Genomic DNA, 13,071 nt, shown 5'->3' on the forward strand with positions numbered 1-13,071 from the left:
TCAGGCCTCCTGGAGGGGGGTTGTGGCGGACGCGAACTCGGTGGCGTCCGCGGTGAGGGCGAGGTAGGCCTGCTCCAAGGAGGCTGATTCGTCGGCGAGTTCGAGGACGGGGATGCCGTCGGTGGCGGCGAGCGCGCCGATCTCCTCTGCGCGCGCCCCTGCGACGGTCCAGCGGCCGTCGCCGGTGGCCACGGCTTCGAGTCCCTTGCTGCGCAGTGCGGCGTGCAGGCTCGCGGGGTCGGTGGTGCGGACACGGGCGCGCCGTTCGCTGTGCGCGTCGATGAAGTCCTGCATCGGGGTGTCGGCGAGCAGCCTGCCCCGCCCGAGGACGACGAGGTGGTCGGCGAACGTGGCGGTCTCGTTCATGAGGTGGCTGGAGACGAGGACCGTGCGGCCCTCGCGGGCGAGGCCGCGCATCAGTTCGCGGATCCAGATGATGCCTTCGGGGTCCAGGCCGTTGGACGGTTCGTCGAGCATCACGACCTGCGGGTCGCCGAGGAGTGCGGCTGCGATGCCGAGGCGCTGGCGCATGCCCAGCGAGAACGTCCTGATCCGGCGCCCGGCGACGGCCGCGATCCCGGCGAGCTCCATGACCTCGTCGACCCGGCGCACCGGGATGCGGTTGGCGGCGGCAAGGACGCGGAGGTGATCGAGGGCGGTACGTGAGCCGTGTGCGGCCTGTGCGTCGAGGAGGGCGCCGACCTCTCGCAGGGGTTCGTCGAGCGCCCTGTAGGGGCGGCCGCCGACGGTGGCGGTGCCTGAGGTCGGCCGGTCGAGGCCGAGGACAAGGCGCATGGTGGTGGACTTCCCGGCGCCGTTCGGGCCGAGGAATCCGGTCACCCGGCCGGGCCCGACGCTGAACGTCAGGCGGTCCACCGCCCGGGTCGTGCCGTACTCCTTGGTGAGCTCTTGGACGTCGATGCTGGTCATGGCTCCAGCCTTGCGGCCTCGCCCCCGCCGGGTCCTCCCCCGGGCGTGGAGAGCGTCTCCCCCATGAGGGGGAGCCGTTCGCGCCCGCACCGCTGGCACGATGGCGGCATGTCCCGCTTCCTCGCGCCGCTGACCCGCGCGGTCACGTACACCCGCTGGCTGCATCTGCTCGTCGGCGCGATCATCGCCCTTGTGTGCGGGTCGGTGTACCCGGGGCTCACCCGGCCGGGGTACGGGCAGTGGGCCCTGATGCTGTTGATTCCGGTCCCGCTCCTCATGGCGGCCGCCGTGATCCCCGTGGTGCGCAGGGCCGAGGGTCTTCAGGCCCGCCTGATGCTGTTTCCCGGTGCGCACGCGCGCGTGGAGGACGGTTCGGGTCCACGGGATGCGGGGGTGTCCGTGGCGCCGTCGGCGTCGTGGCGCGACCGGGGCAGGACCGCAGTGTGGTTGGTGCTGCGTCTGTGGGCCGGCTGCGCGGTCGCGTTCGTGACCGGCCAGTTCATGGCTCTCGCCCTGGAACTGGTCGACGCCACGTCGGGCGGCCCCGCCGAGGCAGAGTCCCTCATCCCCGTACCGGGGCACGGCTGGGCGTACGCGCTGCTCGTGCCGGTGCCGCCGCTGGTGCTTGTGGGGGTGGTCGCGCTCGCCGGGCGCCTGATGGCCTCGGCCGCCCTCGGTCTGCTCGGGCCGTCCGCGGCGGAGCGCCTGGCCGCCTTGGAGGAGCGCACCGAGCAGTTGCTCGAACGCAATCGCATCGCCCGCGAACTCCACGACTCCATCGGGCACGCGCTGACCGTCGCCGTCGTGCAGGCCGGCGCGGCGCGGGCGGCCGCCGATCCGGCGTTCACCGACCGCGCCCTGGACGCCATCGAGGAGACGGGCAGGGCGGCCCTGGAGGACCTGGAGCGGGTCCTGTTGGTGCTGCGCGAGTCGGAGCAGCCCGCGAGCCGCCGTCCCACGCTCACGGAGGCGGACCGTCTTCTGGACTCGGCGCGCGCCTCGGGAGCCGAGGTCGACGCGGAGGTGCTCGGCGCGCTGGACACGGTGCCCGGTCCCGTCTCCAGAGAGGGCTACCGCATCCTTCAGGAGGCGCTGACGAACGTGCTGCGCCACTCGGGGACCGTCCCGATCCGGGTCGCCGTCACGGTCGACGATGCCCGCCTGTGGCTCGACGTACGCAATCCGCTTCCCGTGGGCGCGCCGGTGAACGGTCAGAGCAGCGGGACCGGCAGCGGTTTGCGGGGGATCCGCGAGAGGGCGGCGCTTCTCGGCGGACGGGCGCGGACGGGTCCCGACGAGGGGCAGTGGCGGGTGCACGTCGAGCTACCGCTCGGCTGAACCCGTCCCCACGTACGCCCCGACCGCTCCCCTAGGCTGTCCGGATGCCGCTCACCGTGCTCCTTGTCGACGATGAACCGCTGGTCCGCGCGGGGTTGCGCGCCGTGCTTTCGGCGCAGCCGGACATCGAGGTCGTGGGTGAGGCGGCCGACGGCGCCGCCGTGATCCCGCTCGTCCGGCAGCTGCGTCCGGACGTGGTCGCCATGGATGTGCGCATGCCTCTCCTGGACGGCATCGAGGCCACGCGCGCAGTGCTGCGCAGTGTGACCGAGCCGCCCAAAATCCTGGTGATCACGACGTTCGAGAACGACGAGTACGTGTACGGGGCGCTGCGGGCGGGCGCCGACGGGTTCCTGTTGAAGCGTTCGCGGCCGGCCGAGATCGTGAACGCGGTCCGACTCGTGGCCGAGGGCGATTCGCTGCTGTTCCCCGCGGCCGTGCGGCGCCTCGCGGCCGAGTACGGCAACACGTCGGCGCGGGAAGCGATGGACCGCGCGGCGCTCACGGAGCGGGAGGCGGACGTACTGCGCCTCATGACTCGGGGCCTGTCCAACTCAGAGATCGCCGGCCACCTCGTCGTGGGCACGGAGACGGTCAAGTCGCATGTGAGCGCCGTCCTCGCCAAGCTCGGGGCGCGGGACCGGACGCAGGCCGTCATCGCCGCCTACGAATCCGGTTTCGTCTCGCCCGGCTGAGCGTCCCGGGACACAGAAGTGCACCCGCGCTCGCCGGTGTCCGCCGCGGCGAGTACGATCCGCCCAACACGCGCGCGAGCTGGGAGGACGGACGTTGGGGCGGCTGACCGGCGGGGACCCCTCTCTGCTACGGCGGATCAACTCCGCGGTGGTGCTGCATGCCCTGCGCGCCACGGATCTCGCGACGCTCACCGAGATCACCCGGGTCACCGGGCTGTCCCGGCCCACGGTCGAGGGCGTCGTCGAGGGGCTCATCGCGGCGGGGCTCGTCGTGGAGACGGCCGTCGACGACAGCGGGACGCGGCGCCAGGGGCGGCCCGCGCGCCGGTTCCGCTTCCGGGCCGAGGCGGGGCATCTGCTCGGTCTGGAGATCGGCCCGCACCGCGTGGCCGCGGTCCTGTCGGACCTGGACGGCAAGGTGCTCGGCACGGCCGCGAAGGACGTCGACGAGACCGCTCCGGCCGACGAGCGCATCGAGCGGCTGCGGACCGCGGTGGCGGACCTGCTGCGCCGCGCGGGGGTCGCCCGGAACTCGCTGCGGGCGGTCGGCGTGGGCAGCCCCGGCATCGTGGAGGCCGACGGCACCGTGCGCCTCGGCACCGCCCTGCCGGAGTGGACGGGGCTTCAGCTGGGCGAGCGGCTGCGGCGCTCCTTCAAGTGCCCGGTCCTGGTGGAGAACGACGCGAACGCGGCGGCGGTGGCCGAGCACTGGAAGGGCGCGGCGACCGAGTCCGACGACATCGTGTTCGTGCTGGCGGGGCTCAGCCCGGGCGCGGGCGCACTGATCGGCGGCCGGCTGCACCGCGGGTACGGCGGCGCGGCCGGGGAGATCGGGGCGCTGCATCTCCTGGGGCGCGAGGTGCGTCCCGAGACGTTGCTCTCGACGACGGACGAGCCTCTGCACCCGCTCGACGAGCAGGCCGTGGCGCAGGTCTTCGCTCTCGCGCGCCAGGGCGACGAGCGGGCGGGCGCGGCCGTCGACCGGTTCCTCCAGCGGCTGGTGCACGACGTGGCGGCGCTGGTGCTCGCCCTCGATCCGGAACTGGTCGTCGTGGGCGGCTGGGCGGCCGGCCTGGACGGCGTACTGGAGCCGCTGCGCCGGGAGTTGGCCCGCTACTGCCTTCGGCCGCCGCGCGTGGCCCTGTCCGTTCTGGGCGAGGCGGCGGTCGCGACCGGGGCGCTGCGGCTCGCGCTGGATCATGTCGAGGAGCAGCTGTTCGCCGTCGAGGGAACGGTCACGGCGCGCCGCTAGCCGGAAACGCACCAGACACCGAAGGCCCACCGTGAAGGATCACGGTGGGCCTTTACGGATTGTGGCGCGCTCGGCGTGCGCGGAGTGCCGCGCCCGGATTGCGGCGTGCGCGAGTCAGGAGGCGCGGCGGTCCGGGCCGTGGTGGATCTCGACACCGCCCGAGTCGCCGAAGGTGAGGCGGCAGGTGTCGGCGCGGTAGGTGGCCACGGAGACCGCGGCCGTCTCGCCCTCGCTGAAGAAGCGGGTCGTGACGACGAGGACGGGCGCGCCCGGCAGCCGGTCGAGCTCCTTCGCGTCGTCGGCACGGGCCGAGCCCAGCTCGACGGCGCGGTCCTGGCCTTCGAGCCCGAGCCGCCGCAGCTCACGCAGCACGGAACGCGCGCGTGAGGGCCCCGACGGGGCGTCTATGGCGGAGAGTTCGGGCACGGACGACGACGGTACGTACAGCAGCTCGGCGGCAACGGGCTGGCCGTGCGACACGCGCGTACGGCGCACCCGGTGGACGCGCTCGTCGGGCGCGGTGCCGAGGATGCGGGCCACGGCCGCCGGCGGCACCGCGAGCTCACTGTCGACAGCCTGCCAGGCATCGCCGTCGGCGTCGCCGGGCCACTCCTGGTCGTCGGACGAGTCGACCGCCACGCCCACACGGGGCGGCGCGACGGTGGTGCCCACGCCACGGCGGCGCTGGAGCCTGCCTTCGAGTTCGAGCTGTTCGAGCGCCTGCCGGAGCGTGGCACGGGCGACTCCGAAGCGGGCCGCGAGGTCCCGCTCGTTCGGCAGGATCTCTCCCACGACGAACTCGGAGTCGAGTGCCTCGGTCAGCACGGTCTTGAGGTGCCAGTACTTCGGCTCCGGCGCCGTTTCCAACTGCGTGGTCCCCACCCTGTCCTCCGCAATCGCCGTGTCCCCGCTGCGTTTAGCGCCTTTGTTTATTAAAGGTTCCTGCACTATCTCTGCGAGGGTAGGCCCGCCCTCCGACTTGGTCAAGACCAATCCTCGGTCCGCTCCGGGATCCGCGGGGGCTCCGCCACAGAGCGTTCATGGCGGTCCGCAGAGCGTTCACACCACGTTCGCGAAACGACGAGAGCCCCCGCCCGGTCGGGGCGGGGGCTCTCGGTGACGGCGGGCGCCGCGGAGCGGACGTCAGGCGAGCGACACGAGCTTGTCCGGGTTGCGCACGATGTAGACGCACTGCACCTGGCCGTCGGCGACATCGACCTGGAAGACACTGTCCGGCTTGCCGTCGACGAGGACGAGCACGGCCGGCCCTCCGTTGACCTCCACGGTCCGGAAGGTGAATCCGGTGCCGCCGCCCTTGGCGACGCCGAGCAGGAAGCGGCCCACCTTGTCGGCGGACTCGATGACGCGCAGCGGCGCCTTGGACTTGCCGCCGCTGTCGCCGACGAGGCGGGCGTCGGGCGCGAGGAGCGTCATCAGGCCCTCCAGGTCCCCGCCCGTCGCGGCAGCGAGGAAGCGCTCGGTGAGGTCGCGCTGCTCGACGGGGTCGACGTCGAAGCGCGGCCGGCGCTCGTCCACGTGCTTGCGGGCACGTCCCGCGAGCTGGCGCACGGCGGACTCGCTGCGTTCGAGCGTGGTGGCGATCTCGGCGAACGGGAACCCGAACGCCTCGCGGAGCACGAACACGGCGCGCTCCAGCGGCGAGAGGGACTCCAGGACGACGAGGACGGCGAGCGACACCGACTCGGCGAGTACGGCCGCCTCCGCAGTGTCGGGCGCGGTCGGCCCGAAGTCGGTGACCAGCGGCTCCGGCAGCCAGGGACCCACGTATGCCTCGCGCCGGGTCTGCGCCTGCCGCAGCCGGTCGATGGCCAGGCGGGTGGCGACGCGGACGAGATAGGCGCGTGGTTCGCGCACCTCGTCGCGGTCGGCCTGCGCCCAGCGCAGCCAGGCGTCCTGGACGACGTCCTCGGCGTCGGCCACGCGGCCCAGCATGCGATAGGCGACCCCCATCAGGACCGGCCGGTGTTCTTCGAAGACCTCAATCACGGTGTCGGTTGCCACCCCTCCATCCCAACGGACGCGGCGGCACGTGTCCAGGTGGAATCGGTGCGTCGGTGACCACAAACGGCTACGCGCCGGGCTTCGCTCCCCGTCCCCCTTGAACTGGGAGCTACTGAGCGGTAATTGTTGCTGACAAGCAGTCTAAGGAACCGTCGCGCCGGCGTCGGGGACAGGGAGCGACATGGCCACAGAGGTGTCCTTCAGCATCGAAACCCCCGATGGCCCCCGCGAGGTGACCGTCGCGTACGAACGCGTGGGCACCGGGGAGCCCCTGCTTCTCCTGCACGGGATCGGCCACCACTGGCAGGCCTGGGCCCCCGTGATCCCGGTCCTGGCCGCCGAACGCGACGTGATCGCCATCGACCTGCCGGGCTTCGGCGCCTCTCCCGCGCTGCCCGACGGCGTCCCCTACGACCTGCCGACGGTGGCGGCGACGCTCGGCTCGCTCTGCGCGGCCCTCGGCATCGAGCGGCCGCACGTGGCGGGCAACTCCCTGGGCGGTCTGCTGGCCCTGGAGCTCGGCCGCGAGAAGCTCGTACGGTCGGTCACCGCGCTGTCGCCCGGCGGGTTCTGGTCGCAGGCCGAGCGCCGTTACGCGTTCGGCACGCTGCGCGCGATGCGACAGGGGGCGCGGACGCTGCCCGTTCCCGCGATCGAGCGGCTGTCCCGGTCGGCCGCGGGCCGAGCGGCCCTGACGAGCACCATCTACGCCCGCCCCGGCCGCCGTTCACCCGATGCGGTCGTCGCGGAGACCCTCGCCCTGCGCCACGCCCCCGGGTTCGCGCAGACCCTCGCCGCGGGCCTGGACGTGCAGTTCACGGACGACGTGCCGGACATCCCGGTGACCGTCGCCTGGGGCACCCGCGACCGGCTGCTCCTGCGCCGCCAGGGCATCAGGGCCAAGCACGCCGTTCCCGGAGCCCGCCTCGTGCGGCTGCCCGGCTGCGGTCACGTCCCCATGAGCGACGACCCGGCGCTCGTCTCCCGCGTCATCCTGGACACCAGCCGCTGACCGCGCGCCGAACACGCCGGAGCCCAGCGCCACTCCGGCGCCGACGAGCGCGCTGCCGACGGCCTGCGCGGCGCCGTACGTCCCGGTGCCGACGACCGGCGCGGTGCACGCCGCCGCCACAGGGATGAGCCCGGAGAACAGGGTGGCGCGCTCGGCGCCGATGCGCTGCATGCCGATGTACCAGCACACGAAGCCGATCACCGTGACGACGGCGGCCTGCCACAGCAGGGCCGTCGCCTCGGTGGCGTCGGGTACGCGGAGCATGTGCGTGCCGTCGAACACCGCGCCGACGAGGGCCGACTCCAGGGCGGCGACGCCGCAGACCGTGCAGGACAGCAGCTTCGGGCCGAGGGGCCGCAGCACCGGCACCGCGAGGACGGCGAAACCGACCTCCCCGATGAGTGCTCCTACGGAGAACAGGAGACCGGCCGTGTCCGTGCGCCCCCAGCCCTGGACGGTGAACGCGCCGACGGCGACCAGCAACGCCCCGTAGAGGACGGCCCGTTGGGGCCGCCGGCCCGCGAGCAGGGGTACGAGCACTGCCACGACGACCGGGGCGCATCCGACGAAGACCCCGGGTACGGCTGGTTCGGCGCTGCGCTCGGCGGCGAGCACCGCGAGGTTGAAGCCGACCATCCCGACGGCCGCAAGCAGGGCGAGACGCCCCCATCGGCGCCCGGTGAGGTGGCGCAGCGGCGCCGCGCCGCCCCGGCCGAGGAGCGGCAGCAGAAGCAGGCAGGCGAGGGCGTACCGGAGGAACTGGCCGCCTGCGTAGGGGTAGTCCCCGAGGACGCTGTTGGCGGTGAAGGAGGCGCCGACGAGGACGCAGGCGAGGGCGGCCGGCAGGGCCCCTCGGATCGAGTGCGCGTTCATGGCCCTGACGCTAGGGAGGGCGGCGGCCCGGATTAAGGTCCACGTTCATGACGTCATCGGGGACCAATCCGCGTGCGGCGGACGGTGGCGGCCAAGCATCGTCCGCCGCCTGGGAGTTACTGCTTCCCGCGGTATCGGCGCCCGCACGCGCGCGTGGCCGCGGTCTCCAGGCCGCACTGCGGGACGCCGTCAGGTCGGGGCGGCTCGCGCCCGGGACACGGATGCCGTCGAGCCGCGATCTCGCGGCGGATCTGGGCGTCTCGCGCGGGCTGATCACCGAGGCGTACGAGCAGTTGACCGCCGAGGGGTATCTGCGCAGCGGGCGCGGCGCGGGGACCTGGGTGGGCGGGGCGGTGCGCGCCGCGGCGGCGGCCGGAGTGCGGGACCTGGCGCCCCGTCCGCCGGGCACGCGCGCCGACTTCGTGGCGGGCAGCCCCGATCTGTCGTTGTTCCCGCGGGCCGCGTGGGCGGCGGCGCAGCGCGGGGTGCTGGCCGAACTGCCGCACCACATGCTGGGCTACCCGGATCCGCGGGGCATCCCCCGGCTGCGTACCGCGCTGGCGGAACTCCTCGCGCGGCGGCGGGGCGTGGTCGCCGATCCGGAGCGGATCATCGTCTGCTCCGGGGTGGCCCAGGCGGTGACGCTGCTCGGATTCGTGCTGCACGCGCGCGGGGAGCGCTCGGTGGGCGTCGAGGACCCGGGGAGCCCCGATCTCGGTTCACTGTTCGCCTCGGCCGGCGTCGGCACGACCCCGCTGCCCCTGGACGGCGAGGGGCCGGCCATCGGGCCGCTGCGGGACGCGGGGGTGCGCTCCGTGGTGACCACGCCGTCCCACCAGTTCCCCTCCGGCATCGCCTACTCACCGGCGCGCCGCACCCAACTCCTCGACTGGGCGCGGTCGGTGGACGGACTCGTCATCGAAGACGACTACGACGGCGACTTCCGTTACGACCGCGCACCCGTAGGAGCGCTCCAGGGGCTCGACCCGGAGCATGTCGCGTACACGGGCTCGGTGAGCAAGTCGCTCGCCCCCGGGCTGCGGCTCGGCTGGATGGTCGTGCCCGCGGGTCTGACCGACGAGGTCGTCGAGCGCAAGCGCTACATGGACCTCGGTAACCCCGCCCTCGACCAGGCTCTCCTGGCCCGTTTCATCGAGCGCGGCGACTACGACCGCCAGTTGCGGCGCTGCCAGCGCGCCTATCGAGAGCGGCGCGACACCCTTGTGGCCGCGCTCCACGAACATCTGCCGGGCACCCAGGTGACGGGGATCGCCGCCGGGCTGCACGTCATCGCCTGTCTCCCCGAGCGCTACGGGTCGCAGGAGGCGCTCCTCGAACGGGCCTCGGCGGCCGGGGTCACCGTCCGCGCGCTGAGCCACTACGGCACCTCGGACAGCGGCGACGGCGGAGTGCGGCTGGTCCTTGGGTACGCGCATCTGCCGCCGGCCCGGATCGCGGAAGGCGTACGTCTCCTGGCGCGCGCGGCTCACGAGAGGGCCGCGCGCGCGTGAGCAGCGGCGTGGGCAGGTGAGGCGACGCAGCGCGCCGGGTTCCCCGATCCCCAGGGGCAGTTGTTCACTTGGGGTTCGCGTGTGCGCCGTGGTGAGCCCGTAGGTGTGGCTTCGCCGCGGCGCCCCCGCAGTGGTGGCACCGCACTGTCGGAACCCGTTTCTGGAGGCGTATTCATGTCACACCGTCCGCCGAGTTCTCTGCCCGGCCGCCGCGGGGTGCTGCGCGGCTCGCTCGCCGCTTCGGCCGCCCTGGCGCTGCCCGCCGTGGGCTCGGCCGCAGCCCCGGCCTTCGCGCTGTCGGGTCGCCCGAAGGCGGCGTGGGGTGTTCAGGCAGGGGACGTCGGCGCGCACTCGGGGCTGATCTGGACGCGCTCCGACCGGCCCGCCCGCATGATCGTGGAGACCTCCGCGACGGAGTCGTTCCGCCGGTCCACCAGGTGGCACGGGCCGCTGATCGGCACGGGCACGGACTTCACGGGCACCACCCGCCTGCGCGGCCTGCCGCCGGGCGAGCAGATCCACTACCGCGTGGTGCTCGCCGACCCCGACGACCCCCGCCGCACGGGCGAACCCGTCACCGGCACCTTCCGCACCACCCCCGTGGGCCGCCGCGACGGGGTGCGCTTCCTGTGGTCGGGCGACATCGCGGGCCAGGGCTGGGGCATCAACCCGGACATCGGCGGCTACCGCGTGTACGAGGACATGCGCGCCCTCAACCCGGACTTCTTCCTGTGCAGCGGCGACAACATCTACGCCGACGGCCCGATCCTGCCCAGCGTCACGCTGCCCGACGGCCGGGTGTGGCGGAACGTCACGACGGAGGAGAAGTCCAAGGTCGCCGAGACGCTGGCCGAGTTCCGCGGCGCGTTCCGCTACAACCTCCTCGACGAGAACGTGCGACGCTTCAACGCGCAGGTGCCGTCGATCGTCCAGTGGGACGACCACGAGGTCCACAACAACTGGTACCCGGGCCAGATCCTGGACGACGCCCGCTACACGGAGAAGGACACGAACGTCCTCGCCGCGCGGTCCCTGCGGGCGTTCAGCGAGTACTTCCCTGTCTCCACCCTGGCGCCGGGCGACGACGAGGGGCGCGTGTACCGGGTCCTGCGGCAGGGGCCCCTGCTCGATGTGTTCGTGCTCGACATGCGCTCGTACCGCAACGCCAACTCCCCGGGCCGGCAGCCCGACGACGCGACCGGGATCCTCGGCGCACGGCAGCTGGCCTGGCTGAAGCGTGAGCTGTCCCGGTCGCGGGCCGTCTGGAAGGTGATCGCCTCCGACATGCCGCTCGGCCTGGTCGTGGCCGACGGCAAGGTGAACTTCGAGGCCGTCGCGCAGGGTGATCCGGGGGCGCCGCTCGGCCGCGAGCTGCAGATCGCGGAGCTGCTGCGCCACATCAAGCACGACCGGATCACGGGCACGCTGTGGCTCACGGCGGACGTGCACTACACGTCGGCGCAGCACTACGACCCGTCGCGCGCCGCGTTCCAGGACTTCGAGCCGTTCTGGGAGTTCGTCTCCGGCCCGCTGGCGGCGGGCGGTTTCCAGGCGGTGAAGCTGGACGGCACCTTCGGCCCCGAGCAGAGCTTCGTCAAGGCGCCGGACCGGGCCAACACTTCCCCGATGGAGACCCCTCAGTACTTCGGCGAAATCGACATCGACGGCGGCAGCGGCGAGCTGACGGTACGGCTGCGGCAGCAGGGCGGCGACGTGCTGTTCTCCAAGGTGCTCCAGCCGGGGCGGGTCGGCCAGTAGGGACCAAGGCGACCAAAGGCGACATAAGCAGTCTTTACCCATCGGTCACAAAGCGTTCGTGATCACGCAACACGGTTCCTTCACAGTGGCTGCATGAGTCCAGACATGTCTGATGTGAGGCGGGCCAAAAACGGCCGCCCTGTCCACCACTGGCGGCGCGACGTCGTCGAGCTCGCCGCCCTGTTCACGGCCGTGGCCGTCGCGGACGCGGTGGCGAACCTCGTCGGTCACGGCCCCGACGGCCCCGCGCTGCTCGCCATCTCGGCGGTCGCGCTCCTCGCCACGGCCGGATTCCACACATGGTGGGCACGCCGCCACAACCACGCACCCCCGACAGGCGATACCGACGCCCGGCGGCTCCCCACGGAGCACGCCGGGCGGTCGGGACAGCCCGACACAGAGGTCCCCGCGGGCGCCGGCCCGCAGGCGACGAACGAGGCCACGGCCACCGCACTGTGGCGCATGCGGACGACGGTCCGTGACGAGCCCGGGTCGCTCGCGGCGCTGTGCACGGCGCTCGCCCCGCTGCGGGTCGACATCCTGAGCCTCCAGACGCACCCCCTGGGTGAGGGCACCGTGGACGAGTTCCTGCTGCGCGCGCCGCAGGACCTGCCCGCCGCCGAACTCACCCGGAACGTGTCCCTGGCCGGCGGCTCCGGCACCTGGATCGAGCGGGCCGACGCCCACGACCTCGTGGACGCGCCCACCCGCATCCTCGGTCTCGCCACGCGCACGGCCCTGGACGCAGCTGAACTCCCGCTCGCCCTACGCCAGTTGCTCGGCCGGTGCACCATCAGGTCGCTCCCGGCCACGACGATGGGCGGCCGTAGGACCGAGAGCGCGCCCGTGGAGGGGGCGCTCGAAGGGACCATGATCCGGCTCCGGGCCCCCGAAGGCGGCGTGATCACCGTGGAGCGGCCGTATCTGCCGTTCACGCCCACCGAGTTCGCGCGCGCCCGCGCCCTGGTCGAGCTCGACGCGCGGCTCGGCCCGCGCATCCCGCGCAGCCAGGACGTCCTGACGCTCCCCGAGGGCAAGGCGATCACCGTGCGCCGGGCCGACTCGAACGACGTGGAGGCGGCCAAGGAGATGCAGGAGCGGTGCTCCCGCGCGACGCTGAGCAAGCGCTACCACGGGCCCGTCGGCGACGCGGACCGCTACCTCAACCACCTGCTCAGCCCCCGCTTCGGCCGCACGCTCGCCGCGCAGACCGCGTCGGGCCGCATCGTCGCCCTCGGGCATCTGCTGTGGGACGGCGACGAGACGGAGATCGCGCTGCTCGTCGAGGACGACTGGCAGCGCCGCGGCATCGGCACCGAACTGCTCGGCCGCCTCGTGGCGATGGCGGTCGAGGCGGGCTGCGAGAGCGTGTACGCGGTCACGCAGGCGTCCAACACCGGGATGGTCGCGGCGATGCGCGGCCTCGGACTGCCCCTCGACTACCAGATCGAGGAGGGCACGCTGGTGATCACGGCGCGCTTGGAGACGACTGCGGTCAGGTCGCGGCTGCCGTACGAGGGGCCCCGCGCGGCGTACGAGCCGGCCGACCGGCACTGAGGTCCGGACCGGCACTGAGGAGCAGACCGGTCTGGGCCGGCTCCGCGCGAGCCGGCCCAGACCGGTCCGCTCCTGCGTCTGTCCGGCCCGGACCGGTCCCCTCCTGCTTTTCTCCGGTCCGGG

At 73.2% G+C, this 13,071-nt stretch carries 10 protein-coding genes and 1 pseudogene; 7 read left to right on the top strand and 4 right to left on the bottom strand.

Annotated elements, in window-relative coordinates; all coding sequences use genetic code 11:
* On the bottom strand, nucleotides 1-930 hold the full coding sequence (locus CG723_RS35080) for an ABC transporter ATP-binding protein (protein ID WP_100597565.1): 930 nt from the start codon (nucleotides 928-930) through the stop codon (nucleotides 1-3).
* A 108-nt stretch (nucleotides 931-1,038) separates the two neighbouring features.
* Between CG723_RS35080 and CG723_RS35085 the strand changes: the two genes are divergently transcribed.
* The 3 genes from CG723_RS35085 to CG723_RS35095 all read left to right on the top strand — a co-directional run bounded on the left by CG723_RS35085 (nucleotide 1,039) and on the right by CG723_RS35095 (nucleotide 4,215).
* A complete protein-coding gene (locus CG723_RS35085; RefSeq protein ID WP_100597566.1) occupies nucleotides 1,039-2,268 on the top strand; it encodes a sensor histidine kinase in 1,230 nt (409 codons plus the stop codon).
* Between the two features lie 44 nt (nucleotides 2,269-2,312).
* Complete coding sequence (locus CG723_RS35090) at nucleotides 2,313-2,963, top strand: response regulator transcription factor (protein WP_100597567.1); 651 nt, start codon at nucleotides 2,313-2,315, stop codon at nucleotides 2,961-2,963.
* A gap of 94 nt (nucleotides 2,964-3,057) precedes the next feature.
* Complete coding sequence (locus CG723_RS35095) at nucleotides 3,058-4,215, top strand: ROK family transcriptional regulator (protein WP_100597568.1); 1,158 nt, start codon at nucleotides 3,058-3,060, stop codon at nucleotides 4,213-4,215.
* A 114-nt stretch (nucleotides 4,216-4,329) separates the two neighbouring features.
* Here CG723_RS35095 and CG723_RS35100 read toward each other — a convergent pair whose 3' ends face one another.
* Together CG723_RS35100 and CG723_RS35105 are read right to left on the bottom strand one after the other, a co-directional pair.
* Nucleotides 4,330-5,097, bottom strand: coding sequence for a GntR family transcriptional regulator (locus CG723_RS35100; protein WP_100597569.1), 768 nt, complete (start codon nucleotides 5,095-5,097; stop codon nucleotides 4,330-4,332).
* A 261-nt stretch (nucleotides 5,098-5,358) separates the two neighbouring features.
* Complete coding sequence (locus CG723_RS35105; protein ID WP_100597570.1) at nucleotides 5,359-6,237, bottom strand: RNA polymerase sigma-70 factor; 879 nt, start codon at nucleotides 6,235-6,237, stop codon at nucleotides 5,359-5,361.
* 181 nt (nucleotides 6,238-6,418) lie between these two features.
* On the opposite strand from CG723_RS35105, the gene CG723_RS35110 reads away from it, so the two are divergent.
* Nucleotides 6,419-7,249: an alpha/beta fold hydrolase gene (locus tag CG723_RS35110; protein ID WP_100597571.1), complete on the top strand. Its 831-nt coding sequence runs from the start codon at nucleotides 6,419-6,421 to the stop codon at nucleotides 7,247-7,249.
* A 468-nt stretch (nucleotides 7,250-7,717) separates the two neighbouring features.
* On the opposite strand, the pseudogene CG723_RS49365 reads toward CG723_RS35110, so the two are convergent.
* A pseudogene (locus CG723_RS49365) lies at nucleotides 7,718-8,122 on the bottom strand (EamA family transporter); the annotation flags it as partial.
* A gap of 47 nt (nucleotides 8,123-8,169) precedes the next feature.
* Between CG723_RS49365 and pdxR the strand changes: the two are divergent.
* The 3 genes from pdxR (at nucleotide 8,170) to CG723_RS35130 (ending at nucleotide 12,948) form a co-directional block, all read left to right on the top strand.
* Complete coding sequence (gene pdxR, locus CG723_RS35120; protein WP_100597572.1) at nucleotides 8,170-9,633, top strand: MocR-like pyridoxine biosynthesis transcription factor PdxR; 1,464 nt, start codon at nucleotides 8,170-8,172, stop codon at nucleotides 9,631-9,633.
* Nucleotides 9,634-9,807: 174 nt separating this feature from the next.
* The gene (locus CG723_RS35125; RefSeq protein WP_100597573.1) at nucleotides 9,808-11,391 is read left to right on the top strand and encodes an alkaline phosphatase D family protein; all 1,584 of its coding nucleotides are present in this window, start codon (nucleotides 9,808-9,810) and stop codon (nucleotides 11,389-11,391) included.
* Between the two features lie 105 nt (nucleotides 11,392-11,496).
* Nucleotides 11,497-12,948 (top strand): GNAT family N-acetyltransferase, encoded by a 1,452-nt coding sequence (locus CG723_RS35130; protein ID WP_234374679.1) that lies wholly within the window; start codon nucleotides 11,497-11,499, stop codon nucleotides 12,946-12,948.
* Nucleotides 12,949-13,071: the final 123 nt, after the last annotated feature.

The sequence above is a fragment of the Streptomyces sp. CB01635 genome, from assembly GCF_002803065.1.
Classification (GTDB): Bacteria; Actinomycetota; Actinomycetes; order Streptomycetales; family Streptomycetaceae; genus Streptomyces.